The 19,318-nt window shown below is 60.3% G+C and carries 14 protein-coding genes and 1 pseudogene; 10 read left to right on the plus strand and 5 right to left on the minus strand.

Features of this window, described 5'->3' with window-relative positions; all coding sequences use genetic code 11:
- Positions 1-104: 104 nt before the first annotated feature.
- The 3 genes from gorA (at position 105) to ahpF (ending at position 3,911) form a co-directional block, all read left to right on the plus strand.
- Complete coding sequence (gorA, locus tag AB4O36_RS08110; protein WP_460141429.1) at positions 105-1,457, plus strand: glutathione-disulfide reductase; 1,353 nt, start codon at positions 105-107, stop codon at positions 1,455-1,457.
- A 194-nt stretch (positions 1,458-1,651) separates the two neighbouring features.
- Positions 1,652-2,215 (plus strand): alkyl hydroperoxide reductase subunit C, encoded by a 564-nt coding sequence (gene ahpC, locus AB4O36_RS08115; RefSeq protein WP_017338614.1) that lies wholly within the window; start codon positions 1,652-1,654, stop codon positions 2,213-2,215.
- Between the two features lie 130 nt (positions 2,216-2,345).
- Complete coding sequence (ahpF, locus tag AB4O36_RS08120) at positions 2,346-3,911, plus strand: alkyl hydroperoxide reductase subunit F (RefSeq protein ID WP_460123343.1); 1,566 nt, start codon at positions 2,346-2,348, stop codon at positions 3,909-3,911.
- A gap of 134 nt (positions 3,912-4,045) precedes the next feature.
- On the opposite strand, the gene gloA is transcribed toward ahpF, so the two are convergent.
- The gene (gene gloA, locus AB4O36_RS08125) at positions 4,046-4,567 is read right to left on the minus strand and encodes a lactoylglutathione lyase (RefSeq protein WP_460123346.1); all 522 of its coding nucleotides are present in this window, start codon (positions 4,565-4,567) and stop codon (positions 4,046-4,048) included.
- 145 nt (positions 4,568-4,712) lie between these two features.
- Here gloA and AB4O36_RS08130 point away from each other — a divergent pair, with 145 nt between their 5' ends.
- Positions 4,713-5,237, plus strand: a complete 525-nt coding sequence (locus AB4O36_RS08130) for a DUF4946 domain-containing protein (RefSeq protein WP_460123349.1) — start codon at positions 4,713-4,715, stop codon at positions 5,235-5,237.
- Between the two features lie 165 nt (positions 5,238-5,402).
- Here the strand turns inward: AB4O36_RS08130 and AB4O36_RS08135 are convergent, their stop codons facing one another.
- Both AB4O36_RS08135 and AB4O36_RS08140 read right to left on the minus strand, forming a co-directional pair.
- A complete protein-coding gene (locus AB4O36_RS08135) occupies positions 5,403-5,765 on the minus strand; it encodes a histone-like nucleoid-structuring protein, MvaT/MvaU family (protein WP_460123352.1) in 363 nt (120 codons plus the stop codon).
- Positions 5,766-5,999: 234 nt separating this feature from the next.
- Complete coding sequence (locus tag AB4O36_RS08140) at positions 6,000-7,535, minus strand: EAL domain-containing protein (RefSeq protein WP_460141430.1); 1,536 nt, start codon at positions 7,533-7,535, stop codon at positions 6,000-6,002.
- Positions 7,536-7,953: 418 nt separating this feature from the next.
- Between AB4O36_RS08140 and hppD the strand changes: the two genes are divergently transcribed.
- The gene (gene hppD / locus AB4O36_RS08145) at positions 7,954-9,030 is read left to right on the plus strand and encodes a 4-hydroxyphenylpyruvate dioxygenase (protein WP_460123357.1); all 1,077 of its coding nucleotides are present in this window, start codon (positions 7,954-7,956) and stop codon (positions 9,028-9,030) included.
- A 112-nt stretch (positions 9,031-9,142) separates the two neighbouring features.
- Here hppD and rarD read toward each other — a convergent pair whose 3' ends face one another.
- The gene (gene rarD / locus AB4O36_RS08150; RefSeq protein WP_460123360.1) at positions 9,143-10,024 is read right to left on the minus strand and encodes an EamA family transporter RarD; all 882 of its coding nucleotides are present in this window, start codon (positions 10,022-10,024) and stop codon (positions 9,143-9,145) included.
- Between the two features lie 179 nt (positions 10,025-10,203).
- Positions 10,204-11,211, minus strand: a complete 1,008-nt coding sequence (locus AB4O36_RS08155; protein ID WP_460141431.1) for an aldo/keto reductase — start codon at positions 11,209-11,211, stop codon at positions 10,204-10,206.
- A gap of 146 nt (positions 11,212-11,357) precedes the next feature.
- Here AB4O36_RS08155 and AB4O36_RS08160 point away from each other — a divergent pair, with 146 nt between their 5' ends.
- The 5 genes and pseudogenes from AB4O36_RS08160 (at position 11,358) to AB4O36_RS08180 (ending at position 19,250) form a co-directional block, all read left to right on the plus strand.
- On the plus strand, positions 11,358-12,497 hold the full coding sequence (locus AB4O36_RS08160) for a glycerate kinase (RefSeq protein WP_460141432.1): 1,140 nt from the start codon (positions 11,358-11,360) through the stop codon (positions 12,495-12,497).
- Positions 12,498-12,781: 284 nt separating this feature from the next.
- A pseudogene (locus tag AB4O36_RS08165) lies at positions 12,782-13,549 on the plus strand (MCP four helix bundle domain-containing protein); the annotation flags it as partial.
- Between the two features lie 102 nt (positions 13,550-13,651).
- Positions 13,652-14,407, plus strand: coding sequence for a methyl-accepting chemotaxis protein (locus tag AB4O36_RS08170; protein WP_460126648.1), 756 nt, complete (start codon positions 13,652-13,654; stop codon positions 14,405-14,407).
- Between the two features lie 358 nt (positions 14,408-14,765).
- The gene (locus tag AB4O36_RS08175; protein ID WP_460141433.1) at positions 14,766-16,814 is read left to right on the plus strand and encodes a hypothetical protein; all 2,049 of its coding nucleotides are present in this window, start codon (positions 14,766-14,768) and stop codon (positions 16,812-16,814) included.
- Between the two features lie 234 nt (positions 16,815-17,048).
- Positions 17,049-19,250: an autotransporter outer membrane beta-barrel domain-containing protein gene (locus AB4O36_RS08180; protein ID WP_460141434.1), complete on the plus strand. Its 2,202-nt coding sequence runs from the start codon at positions 17,049-17,051 to the stop codon at positions 19,248-19,250.
- The last annotated feature ends 68 nt before the right edge of the window (positions 19,251-19,318 follow it).

The following is a 19,318-nucleotide window of genomic DNA, read 5'->3' on the forward strand; positions in this document are numbered from 1 at the left end:
CGCTTGCTTGTACTGAAAAGCCACCTTCGGGTGGCTTTTTGTTTTTCTGCGCTTGCCCAACGAACGGCGGCGGGTATGCTGATGGCCTGCCGAGGAGATAGACAATGGCCTTTGATTTTGACCTGTATGTAATTGGCGCCGGTTCCGGCGGTGTGCGCGCGGCGCGGTTCGCGGCGGGGTTTGGCGCCAGGGTGGCCGTGGCCGAGAGCCGCTATCTGGGCGGCACCTGCGTCAACGTTGGTTGCGTGCCGAAAAAACTGCTGGTCTACGGCGCCCACTTCGCCGAAGACTTCGAGCAGTCTGCCGGTTTCGGCTGGACCCTGGGCGAGGCCGATTTCGATTGGGCCACCTTGATCGCCAACAAGGACCGCGAGATCAACCGCCTGAACGGCATCTACCGCAACCTGCTGGTCAACAGCGGCGTGACGTTGCATGAAGGCCACGCCAGCATCGTCGACCCGCACACGGTCGAGATCAACGGTGAGCGTTACACCGCGAAAAACATCCTGATCGCCACGGGCGGCTGGCCGCAGATCCCGGAGATCCCGGGTCACGAACACGCCATCAGCTCCAACCAGGCGTTCTTCCTCAAGACCCTGCCCAAACGCGTGCTGGTCGTGGGCGGCGGCTACATTGCCGTCGAGTTCGCCGGGATCTTCCACGGCCTGGGCGCCCAGACTACCTTGCTGTATCGCGGTGACCTGTTCCTGCGCGGCTTCGACGGCTCGGTCCGCAAGCACTTGCAGGAAGAGCTGACCAAGCGCGGCATGGACCTGCAATTCAATGCCGACATCGAGCGCATCGAAAAGCTCGCCGACGGCAGCCTCAAGGCGACGCTCAAGGACGGACGCGTACTGGAGGCCGACTGCGTCTTCTACGCCACGGGGCGGCGTCCGATGCTGGACAACCTGGGGCTGGAAAATACCGGGGTCAAGCTCAATGACAAGGGCTTTGTCGAAGTCGACGAGCAGTACCAGACGGCCGAACCGTCGATCCTGGCCCTGGGCGACGTCATTGGCCGCGTCCAGCTCACCCCTGTGGCGCTGGCCGAAGGCATGGCCGTGGCGCGCCGCCTGTTCAAGCCTGAGCAGTATCGTCCGGTGGATTACAAGATGATCCCGACGGCGGTGTTCAGCCTGCCGAACATCGGCACTGTTGGCCTCTCCGAAGAAGAGGCCCGCGCGGCCGGGCATGAGGTGGTGATTTTCGAGAGCCGTTTCCGGCCAATGAAACTGACCCTGACCGATTGCCAGGAGCGCAGCCTGATGAAGCTCGTGGTGGACGGCAAGACCGACAAGGCGCTGGGCTGCCACATGGTCGGCCCTGACGCCGGCGAGATCGTGCAAGGCCTGGCCATCGCCCTGAAGGCCGGCGCCACCAAGCGCGACTTCGACGACACCATCGGCGTGCACCCGACGGCGGCGGAAGAGTTCGTGACGATGCGCACCCCGGTCTGATGTGAATCCCCTGTAGGAGCAAGCTCTCTCCTACAGGTCACCTCAGCGACAGCTAGATACCAATTTCTTCTATTAATAACATCCGCTAATAGCCAAAACCGATCAGCAGCATCAGGTTTGCCAATGAGCCAATCGCTGCCTGAGCCGGTAAAGTCCTCTCCATCAACTTCACAACCCCTGACGGAGAGTCATCGATGCCTATCATCAACAGCCAAGTTAAACCGTTCAAAGCTGACGCCTTCAAAAACGGCGACTTCGTAAAAGTGTCGGACGCTGACCTGAAAGGCAAGTGGTCTGTCGTGTTCTTCTACCCAGCCGACTTCACCTTCGTTTGCCCAACCGAACTGGAAGACCTGGCTGACAACTACGACGAATTCCAGAAACTGGGCGTCGAAATCTACAGCGTTTCCACTGACACCCACTTTGCTCACGCTGCCTGGCACAACACTTCGCCAGCCATCGGCAAAATCCAGTACACCATGATCGGCGACCCAACCCACGCCATCTCCCGCAACTTCGACGTGCTGATCGAAGAAGCTGGCCTGGCTGACCGTGGCACCTTCGTGATCAACCCTGAAGGCCAGATCAAAATCGTTGAGCTGAACGATGGCGGCGTTGGCCGTGACGCTTCCGAGCTGCTGCGCAAAATCAAGGCCGCTCAATACGTCGCTGCTCACCCAGGCCAGGTTTGCCCAGCCAAGTGGAAAGAAGGCGAGGCCACTCTGGCTCCGTCCCTGGACCTGGTCGGCAAGATCTAAGTCAGTGACACGCTCCGCAGGGCGGTTCACCGCACCTACTCAGTAAGCTGCACCGCCCTATGAAAACGCCCGGGCGAGATTCGCTCGGGCGTTTTTTTATGCAAAGAATTTGATAAAGGAAATCGCCCGTATGTTGGACGCCAATCTTAAAGCCCAGTTGAAATCGTACCTGGAACGGGTCACCCAACCGATCGAGATCGTTGCTTCGCTCGACGACGGTGCGAAATCCCAGGAAATGCTCGACCTGTTGAAAGACGTTGCCAGCCTTTCCACACTCATTACCTTGATCGACAGCGGTAACGATGCTCGCAAGCCATCGTTCTCGATCAATCGCCCAGGCCAGGACATCAGCCTGCGTTTTGCCGGCCTCCCGATGGGCCACGAATTCACTTCCCTGGTGCTGGCGCTGCTGCAAGTCGGCGGCCACCCATCGAAAGCCAGTGCCGAAGTGATCGAACAGATCCGTTCGCTTAAAGGCGAGTTCAACTTCGAAACTTACTTCTCGCTGTCCTGCCAGAACTGCCCGGATGTGGTCCAGGCGCTGAACCTGATGGCGGTGCTGAACCCGAACATCCGCCACGTCGCCATCGACGGCGCGCTGTTCCAGGCTGAGGTCGACGATCGCAAGGTCATGGCCGTGCCGAGCATCTACCTGAACGGCGAAGTGTTCGGCCAGGGCCGCATGGGCCTGGAAGAAATCCTCGCCAAGATCGACACGAGCGGCGCTGAGCGCCAAGCCGAGAAGATCAGCGCCAAGGAAGCCTTTGACGTGCTGGTGGTCGGCGGTGGCCCAGCCGGTGCTTCGGCGGCGATCTACGCCGCCCGTAAAGGCATTCGCACGGGTGTTGCAGCGGAACGTTTCGGCGGCCAGGTGCTGGACACCATGGCCATCGAAAACTTCATTTCCGTGCAGGAGACCGAAGGGCCGAAACTGGCGAGTGCCCTGGAAGAACACGTCAAGCAGTACGACGTCGACATCATGAACCTGCAACGGGCCAGCGCGCTGATCCCGGCGAAGAACCCTGGCGAGTTGCACGAAGTGCGCTTCGAAAGCGGTGCCAGCCTGAAAACCAAGGCGCTGATCCTGGCCACCGGCGCTCGCTGGCGTGAAATGGGCGTGCCGGGGGAGCAGGAATATAAAGCCAAGGGCGTGTGCTTCTGCCCGCACTGCGACGGTCCGCTGTTCAAGGGCAAGCGTGTGGCGGTGATTGGCGGCGGCAACTCCGGCGTCGAAGCGGCCATCGACCTGGCGGGTATTGTCAGCCACGTCACACTGCTGGAGTTCGACAGCAAGCTGCGCGCCGATGCGGTGTTGCAACGCAAACTGTTCAGCCTGCCCAACGTCGATGTCATCACCAGTGCGCTGACCAGCGAAGTGAAGGGTGACGGCGAGAAGGTCACGGGCCTGGTGTACAAGGACCGCGATTCGGGCGAGTTCAACACGGTCAACCTTGAAGGCATCTTCGTGCAGATCGGCCTGCTGCCCAACACCGACTGGCTCAAGGGCACTGTCGAGTTGTCGCCTCGCGGCGAGATCATCGTAGACGCCCGTGGCGAGACCTCGCTGCCGGGGGTGTTCGCCGCCGGTGACGTGACCACCGTGCCGTACAAGCAGATTGTGATTGCAGTGGGCGAGGGCGCGAAGGCTTCCCTGAGCGCATTCGACCACCTGATCCGCACCTCGGCCCCGGCGTAACGCCAGGCCCTGAAACAAAAAACCCCATGAGTGATCATGGGGTTTTTTGTGTCTTGCACCAATCAACCTGTGAAAGTTTAACCTGTGGGAGCGAGCAAGCCCGCTCCCATAGTTTCACCGCGCCTGGTACTGACTTATAGCGGCGCAGGCTGAATGATTTCAACCCAGTAGGCATCCGGGTCCTTGATGAAGGCCAGGCTCTTCATGCGGCCATCCGAGAGGCGTTTCTGGAAGTCGCAGCCCAGGGCTTCGAAACGCTCGCACGCGACGACGATGTCCGGCACCGAGATGCAGATGTGGCCAAAACCGCGCGGGTCGGTGTTGCCGTTGTGGTAGGCGAAGTCCGGGTCGTTTTCGGTGCCGTGGTTGTGGGTCAGTTCCAGGATGCCGGGGATCGACTTCATCCACTCGGTGCGCGCGGCGGCGTCGGCCGGGATCTGGTCCTTGTCCACCAGCGCCAGGAAGTACAGGCTGAACTCGGCTTCCGGGAAGTCACGTTTTTCCACCAGCGAGAACCCGAGGATGCGCGTGTAGAAATCCAGGGACTTGGTGATGTCCTTGACCCGCAGCATGGTGTGGTTGAAGACGAACTGGCGGGTGGCGCTGTCCGGTTGGGCGGTGACGCCGGGGAAGGTGTTCAATTCGTGCAGGCTCATGGGCCCTCCGTCAACAAGTTGGGCTAAATAATGGTGCCAATGATACGCAAGGGGGCTGGCATCACCAAACCCCAAAGCGTCTGCTATTGCCTGAGCGATGGCCTGGGCTCAGACTTTGCGGTTCAATCCGCGAGTGTTCATTGCAATGATCCGATCCCCTAAACTGCTGTTCGTTCTATTGGGTCTGCTGATGGGTATCGCCGAGGCGCAGGCTGATGCGCCCACGGTGACCTGGCCGAAGGGCTGGGAGATCGAAACGGTGCCTCAGGACGACGCCCGGCCTCAGGTGTCTCGCCAGCGGGCGGTGAAACATGATGAGGGTGGCACGCCCGTCATGGTGATGGAGTTGACCACGACGCCTGTGGAAAGTGGTCATCAGGTCAATTTGCAAGGCGTGTTGCTGGAGATGCGCAAGTCGGTGCAGAAGGACTTTTTCCAGGGTGGCTATCAAAGCGTCTGCACTAAAATCCATACGGCAACCTTGAGCCGGCTAGCGGCGCTGGAAACCACCTGCACCATTACCCAGAATGGCCGACATGTGCTCTCACAAACATTGGTGGCAGCGCTGGGTGCGGATAAGGCGTATGTTTTTTCCTACGCTGGGCAAGCCGAGGCTTATAAGGCCAGCGAGGACGAAATAGCGTCGGCCCGTAACAGCCTGCAACTTTAATTGGAGCAATTGCACCATCGTGCATTGCGCCATTTTTAGATGCCCAAAGGGATTAAATACAAAGTTGAACGGTAACTAGAACACTGATCGATTCAAATCGTTGCAATTGTTGAGCATCCATAAAAAAGCCCTGCATCGAGCAGGGCTTTTTCCTACCACGAGTGATCAGCCGCGCAGCCAGGAATCAACGGTGGAGGCGCCGTATTCTTCCTTCCAGGCTTTCAGCCCGCGATGGTTGCCACCCTTGGTTTCGATCAGTTCGCCAGTGTGTGGGTTCTGATAGACCTTGACCACGCGAGCGCGGCGGGTTTTGGGTGCAGCAGCCTGCTGAAGGCCGGACTTTGGATTCGGATCGAGAATGGCGATGATGTCACGCAGGCTCTTGCCGTAGGTTTTCATCAGCCCCTGGAGCTTTTCTTCGAATTCGATTTCTTTCTTGAGCCCGGCGTCGTTCTTCAGGGATTCCAGCTGTTTGAGCTGTTCTTGAAGGGCCTTTTCAGCTGCACGAAATTCAGCGAGTCTGGACAATATCTTTACTCCAATAGTGTGTTTGGCTGAGACCAACCGCAAACAAAGCTATAAGCAAGGGCCTTGAAGCGACTCGGTGATAAGTGGCTCACCTGCCAATCTAGCGCAGGCAAGAAAAATTGTAGTAGTTAATGGCCGAAGAGTAAATCGTGACTTTTTCTTCATGTAACAAGATCGACCGTGTTGTTTCAAAAGGACAGGCCGTCAGGTTGTTTCATCGCATAAAAGCGCTAGTTAATGGTGAGTTAATGCGTTAATGAAATCTGCCGGAGGCATCGGTCGGCCAAACAGATAACCTTGCAGGAAGTTAACGCCGTGGGCGCTCAGGTAATCACTTTGCTCGTGGGTTTCCACGCCCTCGGCGACGATGCCCAGGTCAAGCTTGGCCGACAGCTCGATGATGCTGTCCAGAATGTGTCGGGACAGGGCGTCGGCGCCGATCATGGCGACAAAACTCTGGTCGATTTTCAGGAAGTCCACGTTGAACTGGCGCAAGTAACCCAGGCTGCAATGCCCGGTGCCGAAGTCGTCGATGGCGATCTTCACGCCCAGCGCCCGTAGCTGATCAAACAGTTGCAGGGTCACGGGCGTGGGCTCGATCAACTGGCGCTCGGTGAGCTCCAGCACCAGATGAATCGAGCCCGGTGCGAAGGCGTCGAGAAACGCCCGGCAATCTTCGACCAGTTGCAGGTCCTGGCAGTGGCTGGCTGTGATGTTGATGCCGATGTGCAAGGGGTCAGCGAATGAAGTGGACAGCGGGCCGAGCAACTGCGCGGTTTGCTGCATCAATGAGCGCGTCATCGGCACGATCAGGCCGCAATGCTCGGCAAACGGAATGAACAGGTCCGGGCGCACCAGGCCTTCTTTGGGATGATTCCAGCGCATCAACACTTCGGCGCCCGACCACCTTTTGGTGGTGCCGTGCACCACCGGCTGGAAATACGGGACGAACTCCTGCGCATCCAGCGCCCGGCGCAATTCGTGGCTGGGAGACGATGCTCGCTTTTGCAGTGCGTGCCCGATCAGCGCGGACACGGCGCCAAAAAAGATCAGCAGGCTGAACAGCGACGGGTATTCGCTGCGCATGTAGCGCCAGGTCTCGCCTTCGGGAAAACCGGCGGCGACCGTGAAGCCGTAGCGCTGGGAGGTGAGCTGGTTTTCAGCCACCGGCAACGACGGCAGGGCGCCTTCATGGACGCTGCCGTCGGCGGATAACCAGTGTGGCCCGACGCGCAGTATCAGCAGGGTGTTGCGACCGATCAGGCGTAGCACGTTGCTCAGGTGATACCCATCGAGGGTGGTCAATGCCCCTTGTTTGCCCTCGCTGAGGCGATACACCAGAAGCGCCGTATCGGGCGTGACCGGGTTGCCGTTCATCAGCCACAGGGTGCCGTGTGTGTAGTCGTCGGCATTGACCTTTTCCTGATAGTCGCCAAACAACGAGCTGCAATAGAGGTTGCCTTCCCAAACCAGATTCGTTGAACGCACGAACGGCCTTCGGGTGACCTGTTCACGCAGGGCCAGTTTCACTGTTTCGCAGGGTTGGCCGGCCAGTGGCACCAGCTCCCGGGCAGCCTGGGCAGTGTTGTCGAGCATCAGGTCGAACTGGCGGATGGCTTCTTCGGCGGTGAGTCGGGTGCTGTGTTCCAGCGTGCGTCCGGCCTGCAAGTACAGGATGGCGACCCCCAGCCCGATCGGCAGCAGGCCGCTGAGCAATGTCACCAGGCGGCGGGTGCGGCGTGTGCGGCGGTGTTTGACGATCAGCGGCATGCGTGGAGTCTGTCTCGTTGGCGTGGGCTGCTTGCCGGACACGCTTTGCGCAAAAAGCCCGGTCAAAGGCCATGATAGTTGGCGCTGGGCATTTTCGTTGACCGGATTGATCCTGGCGGGCGTTTTCCTGTGCAACAAACCCCTTGCACGTGCGTTGAAAAAGGGCTTTTGATACAGCAGGCGGACAAACCGATTTACGCTGTGTAGAATCGGTTTACGCATACAATAATAATCCTTCTGGCAGCAGAAGCCTTTCCCGCCAGAGCCTTGGGTCGACGATGAACAGTTTCGGGTTTCAATTGATCTATGGTGACTTCCTCGCCCGCAGCGTGCGCGGCATCTCCTGCGCGCCACCCGGCGGTCTCAGCATTTTCAGCCATAACGTTCGTTAATTGAAAAGCATGATGAGGCGCCAACCATGGCAGATTTATACGAAAACCCAATGGGCCTGATGGGCTTCGAGTTCATCGAATTTGCATCGCCAACCCCCAACACCCTGGAGCCGATCTTCGAGATCATGGGCTTCACCAAGGTCGCGACCCACCGTTCCAAGGACGTGCACCTGTATCGCCAGGGCGCGATCAACCTGATCCTCAACAACGAACCCCACAGCGTCGCCTCGTACTTCGCAGCCGAGCACGGTCCGTCGGTGTGCGGCATGGCGTTTCGCGTCAAGGATTCGCAGAAAGCCTACAAACGCGCACTGGAGCTGGGCGCGCAGCCGATCCACATCGAAACCGGCCCGATGGAGCTGCACCTGCCGGCGATCAAGGGCATTGGCGGTGCACCGCTGTACCTGATCGACCGTTTTGGCGAGGGCAGCTCGATCTACGACATCGACTTCGTTTTCCTGGAAGGTGTCGAGCGCAACCCTGCGGGGGCGGGCCTTAAAATCATCGATCACCTGACCCACAACGTGTATCGCGGGCGCATGGCGTACTGGGCGAATTTCTACGAGAAGCTGTTCAACTTCCGCGAGATCCGCTATTTCGACATCAAGGGCGAATACACCGGCCTGACCTCCAAGGCGATGACCGCGCCGGACGGCATGATCCGCATTCCCTTGAACGAGGAATCGTCCAAGGGTGCCGGGCAGATCGAAGAGTTCCTGATGCAGTTCAACGGCGAGGGCATCCAGCACGTGGCGTTCCTCACCGATAACCTGATCGACACCTGGGACCGCCTGAAGAAGATCGGCATGCGCTTCATGACCGCGCCACCGGACACCTATTACGAAATGCTCGAAGGCCGTTTGCCGAACCACGGCGAGCCGGTGGGCGAGCTCCAGGCGCGGGGCATTCTGCTCGACGGTTCCTCCGAGGCGGGGGACAAGCGCCTGCTGTTGCAGATCTTCTCGGAAACCCTGATGGGCCCGGTGTTCTTCGAATTCATCCAGCGCAAGGGCGATGATGGTTTCGGCGAGGGCAACTTCAAGGCGTTGTTCGAATCGATCGAGCGGGATCAGGTTCGGCGTGGCGTGTTGAACGCCGAGTAATAAAACTGTAGGAGCGGGCTTGCCCGCGATGGCGGAGTGTCAGTCAACTCAGATGAGGCTGTAACACCGCTATCGCGGGCAAGCCCGCTCCCATAGTGAGTGTTGCGCAGCCTCAAGGCCTGCGCTGCCGCACCAAATGCTTGAACCCCTCGAACACCAGCACCAGCACCGCCATCCAGATCGGGATGTAGGTCAGCCATTCCCCGGGCTTGATGCTTTCCCCCAGCAACAGCGCCACGCCGAGCAACAGCACCGGCTCTACGTAGCTGAGCAGGCCAAACAGACTGAACGGCAGCAGCCGACTGGCGATGATGTACACCACCAGCGCCGAGGCGCTGATCAGTCCCAGCAGCGGGATCAGCCCCATCAGCGCCGGATACTGATCGAACACGCCGAAACCATTCGTACCGCCGTGCACGAACCCGTACGCGATGGGCAGCATGATGACCATGTCCAGCCAAAGCCCACCGAGGTTGTCGGACTTCATCCATTTGCGCAGTACGAAGTACAGCGGATAGCCGACCACCACCACCAGCGTCGCCCAGGAGAAACCGCCCACCTGATACAACTCATTGACCACACCCAGGCTGGCGAAAAAAACCGCGACCTTTTGCAGGTACGACAGGCGCTCGCCATAGGCGATTCGCCCGGTCAGCACCATCGCCAGCGGCAGCAGGAAATAGCCCAGCGAGACGTCGAGGCTGTAGCCATTGAGCGGCGCCCACATGAACAACCACAGTTGCACGCCGAGCAGCGCCGACGAGACGATCAGGCAGGCAATCAGCCTGGGGTTGGCGGCAACGCGCCGCACGATCTCCAGGGCACGTTTCCATTCGCCGGAAATCAGGATGAACAGGGTCATGCAGGGCGCGGTCAGCAGCATCCGCCAACCGAAAATCTCCACACCATTCAAGGGACTGAGCAGTGAGGTGTAGTAATACATGACGGCAAACAGCACCGAGGCTGAAACCGATAGAGCGATACCTTTAGACAAACTGTCCTCGCGTAGCCGAGCGTTGAACGGAATGCGGAGGATACGCGGTTTTTGTTGTGAATATTGGCCGCGTGATCAAAATCCACAACACCTGTAGGAGCGAGCTTGCTCGCGATGGCGACGTCTCAGTCAGCCTAGTTGTGTCTGACAAATACCGCCATCGCAGGCAGGCCCGCTCCTCATCGCGGCTTACGCCCGGAAACAAAATGCCCCACATCATTGAACCCCGGTGTGGACGCATGCCCCGGCGTCACCAGCGAATCGATGAACGCCTCATCCTCGGCAGTGATCTTCACCGCCTGCGCCTTGGTGTAGGCATCCCATTGTTCTTCGGTACGCGGCCCGACAATGGCGGAGGTGACGGCGCTGTTGTTGAGCACCCAGGCGATGGCGAACTCCACGATGCCCACGCCACGCTCCCGGGTGTATTGCTGGATCTGCTGGGCAATGCGCAGGGACTCCATGCGCCACTCGACTTCCAGGATGCGCTTGTCGGCACGACCGGCGCGACTGTTGGCGTCGGGTTTGGCATCCGGGGCGTATTTGCCGCTGAGTACGCCACGGGCCAACGGGCTGAACGGCACCACGCCCAGGCCGTAGTGCTGCGCAGCGGTGATCTGCTCGGGCTCGGCCTGGCGGTTGACGATGTTGTACAACGGCTGGCTGATGACGGGGCGGTCGACCCCCAGTTGATCGGCCAGGCGAATGACCTCGGCGATGCGCCAGCCACGGTAGTTCGACAAACCCCAGTAACGCACCTTGCCCTGTCGGATCAGGTCGCCCATGGCCGACACCGTCACCTCCAGCGGCGTGTTGTGGTCTTCGCGGTGCAGGTAATAGATGTCGAGGTAGTCGGTGCCCAGGCGCGTCAGGCTGGCCTCGATCCCATTGAACAGATGCTTGCGGCTGAGCCCCGAACGGTTCGGCACGCCGTCCGCCGGACCGAACCCGACCTTGGTGGCCAGCACCCACTGATGGCGGTTGGGGGCAATGGCTTCACCGACGATTTCCTCGGAGCGGCCGTTGGTATAGACGTCGGCGGTGTCGATGAAATTGATGCCCTGGTCCCAGGCCTTTTCAATGATCCGCAGGGAATCTTCGGTGCTGGTCTGCTCGCCAAACATCATGGTGCCCAGGGTCAGGGTGGACACCTGCAAACCGGAATGACCCAAGGTGCGGTAGCTCATGATGAATTCCTTTTGCCAGTGGGAAAGCCTCCATCAAATACCAGAATTTTCCCGCGTGGCAAACGGTATTGGTTGCGGTAACGTGGATCGCCCTCTCGCTGAGGCAGGACGGTTCAACATAAAGGCATTGAAACTGGAGATACCCCATGAAAATCGTCATCGCCCCGGATTCGTTCAAGGACAGCCTCAGCGCCCAGGGTGTCGCCGATGCCATCGCCATTGGCCTGGCCCAGGTGTGGCCGGATGCGCAGTTGCTCAAGTGCCCCATGGCAGACGGTGGTGAAGGCACGGTCGAATCGATCCTCGCGGCCTGCGAAGGTCAGTTGCGCCGCACGAAGGTTCGCGGGCCATTGGGCAACACGGTCGATGCCGCCTGGGGCTGGCTGCCGCACAGCCACACCGCGATCATTGAAATGGCCGAAGCCAGCGGCCTGCAATTGGTCGCGCCAGGGCAGCGAGATGCGTGCGTCAGCAGCACCTACGGCACTGGCGAGCTGATTCGCGCGGCACTCGATGCCGGGGCGCAACGGGTGATCCTGGCGATTGGCGGCAGCGCCACCAACGACGGCGGTGCCGGCGCCATGCAGGCGCTGGGCGTGAAGCTGCTGGACGCCCAGGGTCAAAGCCTGGCGCCGGGTGGGCTGGCGCTGGCGCAACTGGCGCGCATCGACCTGGACGAACTCGATTCGCGCCTGGCGACGGTGCGCTTCGACATCGCCGCCGACGTCGATAATCCGCTGTGCGGCCCCCACGGTGCCTCGGCGATTTTCGGTCCGCAGAAAGGTGCGTCTTCCCGGCAGGTCGAGCAATTGGACAGCGCCCTTGGCCACTTTGCCGACCACTGCGCCCAGGTGCTGCGTAAGGATGTGCGCGATGAGCCGGGCAGTGGCGCGGCGGGCGGCCTGGGGTTTGCCGCCAAGGCGTTTCTCGGGGCGCGGTTCCAGGCCGGGGTTGAGGTGGTGGCGGAGCTGGTGGGCCTGGCCGAGGCGGTGCAGGACGCTGATCTGGTGATCACCGGCGAAGGCCGTTTCGACGCGCAGACCCTGCGTGGCAAAACCCCGTTCGGTGTCGCCCGCATCGCCCGGCAACAGGGTGTGCCTGTCATCGTGATCGCTGGCACCCTGGGCGAGGGTTACCAGGCGCTGTACGAACACGGCATCGACGCCGCGTTCGCCCTCACCAGCGGCCCGATGACCCTGCAACAGGCGTGCAGTGAAGCGCCGCGCCTGTTGCAGGAACGGGCAAGCGACATCGCCCGGGTTTGGCGGATGGCCAGCCAATCCTGACACCCCACCCCCTGTAGGAGCGAGCTTGCTCGCGATAAGGCCCGGTCAACCAGCGCTCATGTAGCTGACCCTCCGCCATCGCGAGCAGGCTCGCTCCCACAAGTATCGAGCTAGACGCCTCGAGTGTTTCAAGGATGAAACACACCTCAGCCCGTAAAAAAATATTTCACAAACCCCCGCAAAAAACCTCAAGCCCCGCCGATATATAAATCAGGTGCGCACCTGTCGTGCCCACCCGCAAAGCACGGATGCTCGAAGCCACACTCACCCCCGAGTATCGTCCTATGTCCTTGCGTAATCTGAATATCGCACCGCGCGCCTTCCTTGGGTTCGCCTTCATTGCCCTGCTGGTGGTTGTGCTGGGCGTGTTTGCCGTCAACCGCATGTCGGTCATCCGCCAGGCGTCGGTGGACATGGGCAGCAACCAACTGCCGAGCGTGGGTTACCTGAGCACCGTCACCGAGAACGTGTTGCGCATGCGCATCCTGTCGTTCCGCATCCTGGTCAATCGCGAACCGGCCAGTTTGCAGGAAGCCGACTCGCGCATCGTCGTGCTCAGCGACAAGGTGCGCAAGGCGCAAGCCGATTACGCGGCATTGCCGATGGGCACCCGGGAAGCCACGCTGTACAAGGAGTTCAGCACGACGCTGGACAACTACATGCAAGCCCAACGCGAGATGATCGACCTGTCGCGCCAGAACAAGGTCGATGAGTTGCGCACCCTGATCAACACGCGGATCAAGGACGGCACCGACCTGATGGGCGAGCAGCTCAACAAGCTGGTAGCCTTCAACGCCGAGGCTGCCAAGGTCGCCGGAGTGACCGCCGCCGAGAACTACAGCGGTGCCGTCAACGGCATCATCGCGGTGGCCGTACTGGCGGCTGTCATGACCGTGCTGCTGGCCTGGCTGCTGACCCGCAGCATCGTCACGCCATTGACCCGCGCGGTGAGAGCCGCTGAAACCATCGCCGGTGGCGACCTGACCAAAACTGTCGAAGTCGATGGCAAGGACGAACCGGCTCGCCTGCTCAGCGCCCTGTCCACGATGCAAGCCAACCTGCGCAAAACCATCGAACAGATCGCCGGTTCCGCCACGCAACTGGGCGCCGCCGCTGAAGAACTCAGCGCGGTGACTGAAGAAGCGTCGCGCGGCATGCAGCAGCAGAACGACGAGATCGAACAGGCCGCCACGGCCGTAAACGAAATGACCGCTGCGGTGGAAGAAGTGGCGCGCAATGCCGTGTCGACTTCCGAGGCGTCGAACCAGTCGACCCAGGCCGCGCGCGAAGGGCGTGACCGTGTGGTGGAAACCGTCGACGCGATCCAGACCATGACTCACGATGTGCAAAACACGTCGGTGATGATCGAAGGCCTGGCGGAGCAGGGCAGGGACATCGGCAAGGTGCTGGACGTGATCCGTGCCATCGCTGAACAGACCAACCTGCTGGCGTTGAACGCGGCCATCGAAGCGGCCCGCGCCGGTGAAGCCGGGCGTGGATTTGCCGTGGTGGCGGATGAGGTGCGCGCACTGGCCCATCGCACGGCGCAATCTACCCAGGAAATCGAGAAGATGGTCGCCGGTATCCAGAACGGCACCGGTGAAGCGGTGTCCTCGATGCAGCAGAGCAACCAGCGTACCCAAAGCACGCTGGAACTGGCCCGCGCTGCCGGCGTTGCCTTGGAGCAGATCACCCAGTCGATCCACCAGATCAACGAACGCAACCTGGTGATCGCCAGCGCCTCGGAAGAACAGGCCCAGGTGTCCCGCGAGGTGGACCGCAACCTGGTCAACATCCGCGACCTGGCCACCCAGTCCGCCGCCGGCGCCAACCAGACCAGCGCCGCCACCCACGAACTGTCGCGCCTGGCCGTGGACTTGAATGCGATGGTGGCGCGGTTCGTGATTTGATTCGGCTACGCGCCCCCACAAATGCACACGCAATACCTGTAGGAGCGAGCTTGCTCGCGATGGTCGTCAACGATGACGCTGGCTGTCATTAGCCCAGCGGTATTCCTGAACCCATCGCGAGCAAGCTCGCTCCTACAGGGCTAAACACCGTCCAATCCCACCCCTGTACAAATCCCCACCTGTCAACTCTGACAGTTTCGCTTTTTTTTGTTCGAGCGCTTAATCCGTCCAGGGTCATTTCGCCCTGCGGCGCGTTCGACGGTGTCTGATGCGTATGCCAGTGCCCTGCAGTTGACCAACCGGTTGGTCATGGCTTCGTCCATGGCTCGAACATTGTCAATTGATGAGGGATGGGAACATGGCAAGTCAAATGACCCCGAGCACGCTGAGCAATCAGTCTTACCTGAAGATGCGTGCCGAGTATCGCTCCAAGCTGGTCGATGACCTTAAAGAACTGATCATCGAAGACGACATGTACGCCGACAAGACCACGGGCTTGCTCAAGGGGCCGGAGGTCAACAAGGGGCTGGACGTCGCCGTGCCGTTGTGGAAAGAACTGCCTCCAGAGGGTTCCAGGATCGGGGACAAGATTCAGTTGCAGGTGGATAGGGGCAACGGGAGGTTCGAAGATATCGGGCTGGAAGTGGAGTTCAAGATCCCGGCGGGAGGTACCGAGTTTCCGGAAACCTTTCCGTATGTCATGACCATCGATCCGAATGATTTTCCCAATGTTGCCACGTGCATCCTGAGGTACAGGCACACCAACTACCAGGGAGACCCTCCGTCGCATTCCCTGGAAGTGACCGTACTGGTTGACCGCGTGCCGCCCTACGACCGTACACCGCCCGATGCCCCGGAATTCGCCGACGACTTCCTCGATGATTCCAACCTGCCGGCCGGTGGCAAGCTGGCCGTCACCCTGCCGGGCTACACGGATTGGGAGGCCACGGACATCGTTGCCGTTTACCTGGTCGCGGCCGATGACATTCCGACCGATCCGACCACGCTCACCCCGATCTACTACGCCCCCGTCCCCAGTCCCGGCACGGCTGACACGGTCATGCAGATCGATGCCGACAAGATTCGTGAATTTGGCGATGCCGAAGCAGTGCTGCTTTATGTATTGGTCGACCAGGCGCAGAACCCCAGCCAGCTCTCGAACTATAAAAAAATCGCCCTGACCTTCGGGCCTTTGCCCAACCCGACCAATGAACCGCGGGTCCCCCAAGCTGATCCCCTCCTGACCATGGAGAAAGTCCAGGAGGGCGTGAGCGTGTGGGTCGACAAGTACACCAATTACAAGGAAGGTGACGCCATTCGTGTGAGCTGGGGCTCGAAAACCCTGAGGGACTTTTCCCCCGGCTCCGCGCCACTGCCCAACTTCGAGATTCCAGTGCATCCACCGCTTTTGATACTGGAGGAGTATGGACAGAACACGACCGGGCTCAAGCCGGTGCTCGTCAGTTACCACGCCGTTCGCAGCGGGCGGTTGTTCGGACCCTTGTCCGAAAGCTTCGCTACCAACCTCGAGGTGGCCTTTCCCTGGAACCCATGGCCTCCCGTCGATTGGCCCAACCCGATCCATCCGTCCCTGCTCAAGGGCGACGTGAAAAACCACGATGGCACGCGCACCAATGAGCTGACCCGCGCCGACAAGGACGAAGATGCGGTGTTCCACTTCAAATGGTACACCGAGGCCAAGAACGATCAGATCATCACGTTCTACTGGGGCGAGTTGCAGGTGGCCGAGGCGCGAGTCGTTTTTGACGACCAGGACCCTACCCATGTTCCCGGTGGGGATTACAACGTCGATATTCCCTGGGCCTACATCAAGGAGACCGGCAACGGCGACCCGATCCTGGTGCATTACCGTGTCACGGGGCCGGGTCTGGTCAACGAACTGCATTCAGTGCCCACGGAAGTCGCGGTCAACGCCATTGCCGTGACGCTGCCACCCGCGAGCTTTCCTTCAATCGACGGTGCGGTCAACCCTGATTACCCGGGTTGCATGGCGTTGCGAGACGACGGTGCATTGCAGGTCACGATCCCCGACCTTTCAGGTGAACTCAAGGATGGCGACAAGATCAACGTCACGTTTACGCCGATGAAGGGCGACGATTTGACGGCCGCTGACGACCCCATTACGACAGCGATCTTTCGCAAGGAATTTACATTGGGCCAGCCCGACTCGCCCCTTGGTGGTTTCGATTTTTTCGTCGAACCCTACCTCCTCCACATCTTTCCGCTTTGGACCGAAAATCCGGCGACGTTTCGCCGGGGACGGGTCAAGATCGTGTACTCCCACGATGACGGCACGGAAGTGATCGCTTCCCCGCCAAAGGTCAACCGCACAGCGTTCACGCGGCCCAATGACTCCTGCGAAATCCCCAGGCCGCCGGCTCCATGACAGGGCGAAATGCCCGAGCCCTGCCTGTTGGCGCCCATCACGACGCTGGCAGGCAGGACCTTCGTTCCACGCATCGGGCATGCACAGGTTGTTTCTGAGCAGCTTCGGATTAGTCCTACAGACCGCGCGTAAGAAAATTCTTAGGATCGCCGCCGTTTGACGCCAGGCCCTTGTACGAAAAGGTGCGAAGCGTTTGTAGACAGTCGTTGTGTGTACCTTTCAGGAGCGATAAACATGCATGCCAGCCCGTCCTTTGCCGTCACCCCTCTTGCGCGCATTCTCAAATGGCTTGCCATGGGGCCACTGCTGTTCGCCAGCCCGTTGGTGCTGGGCCAGACCATCATTGAAAACGGTGCCTCGCAAACCATCGACGGCACTACACCGGTGGACGACTATGTACTGCGTACGGGCGGACAGTTGACGGCCAATGGCGCCAGCACCAACCAGATTGCCGCCAGCGAGTCGAGCCTGCAGCTCAACGGTACGACGGTCACGGCTTTGGGCAACGAGCATGGCATCAGCCTGGCCAACAGCACAGCCACAATCAGCCAGAGCAAGGTCACCAGCAACCGCAGCGGCTTGATCCTGACCGAGCTGCCCGGTGGCGCGTCCCAGGCACGGGTCGTCGACAGTGAAATCAGCGGTGGCGAGATCGGCGTCACCATGAGCCGCAACAGTGAGGTGACCATTGAAGGCAGCAAGATCAGCGGCACCGGTGCCAACAGCGTGGGCATCCTCTCCTTTGGTGGCAAACTGAGCGTGATCAACAGCACCATCATCGGCACTGACGTCGGCATCGAGGTGTCTGCCGACAACGCACTACCAGCTGCCAACTCGATTGTCCTCGACAAAACGGCCGTTCAAGGGACGAGCGGTGCCGCGATCAGTGTCGTTGGGGTGAACCCCAACAGCGAAAAGGTCAACATCCAGGTCAACAATGGCTCCACGCTCACCGGTGGCAATGGTGTGCTGTTGCAGGTGCAAAATGGTGCTTCGGCGAACTTTGCCGTCAACAACAGCCAGTTGGTAGGGGACGTCGTGGTCGAGGCGGGCAGCCACGCCGATGTGACGCTGGACAATGCCGCGACGCTCACCGGGCGCCTGGAAAACGTCGAGAACCTGGCCATCAACAATGATGCCCGCTGGATCATGGTGGGCGACGGCTCCGTGGAGAACCTGGCCCTCAATGGCGGCGGCGTGCAGTTTGGCAACCCCGGGCAGTTCTTCAACCTGACGGTGGGCGAGTTGTCGGGCAGCGGCACGTTCTACATGCACAACGATTTCACCACCGGACAGATCGACACCCTGACCGTCACCGGCACTGCCACCGGCGAGCACACCGTGGCACTGGACAGCAGCGGCACGGAACCTACGGCTGCCTTCTCGACGGCAGTGGTGCATATCGCGGCCGGTGACGCGCAGTTCTCCCTGCTAGGTGGGCCGGTGGACCTGGGCACCTATTCCTATGACCTGGTTCGGGTCGGCGCCAACGACTGGTACCTCAATGCCGCCACCCGCACTATCAGCCCGGGTACTCAATCGGTGATGGCGCTGTTCAGCGCTGCGCGCACGGTCTGGTACGGCGAGCTCAGCACCTTGCGCAGCCGCATGGGTGAAGTGCGCCTGGATCACGGTAAATCGGGTGGCTGGATGCGTGCGTATGGCAACAAGTACAACGTCAGCGAAAGCGCCGGCGTTGCCTACAAGCAAGTGCAGCAGGGCGTGTCGTTCGGTGCCGATGCACCGTTGCCGGTGGGTGACGGTCAATGGCTGGTGGGTGTGCTGGCCGGTTACAGCAAGTCCGACCTGGACCTAAGCCGTGGCACCAGTGGCGACATCGACAGCTACTACCTGGGTACTTACGCCACCTGGCTGGATGCCGTCAGCGGTTACTACTTCGACGGTGTCATCAAGTACAACCGCCTGCAAAACGATGCCGACGTGCAACTCAGCGATGGCCGCAAGACCAAGGGCGACTACAACAACAACGGCCTGGGTGCTTCGGCGGAATTCGGCCGGCACATCAAGCTGGCGGATGACTACTTCGTCGAGCCTTCGGTGCAGTTTGCCGCGGTCACGTTCGAAGGCGCCGACTACACGTTCGACAACGGCCTGAAAGCCAAGGGTGATCGCGAGAACTCGCTGCTCGGCAAGGTGGGTGCCACGGTCGGTCGCAACTACAGCTGGGCAGAAGGCAAGACCGTACAACCCTATGTGCGCGCGGCCTACGTGCATGAGTTCGCCGACAACTCCGATGTATCGGTCAACGACAACCGCTTCAACACCGACCTGCGCGGTTCGCGCGGCGAACTGGGTGCGGGTGTTGCCATTACGGTGACCGACAAGGTGTCGCTCCATGCAGACTTCGACTACAGCAACGGCAGCAAGATCGAGCAGCCGTGGGGGGCCAATGTGGGGTTTCGCTACACCTGGTAAATGAGGGCCGTGATACGCCCACCTTGTAGGAGCGAGCTTGCTCGCGATGGTCGTCAACGATAACGCTA

It is taken from the genome of Pseudomonas sp. S2_E01, from assembly GCF_054668365.1.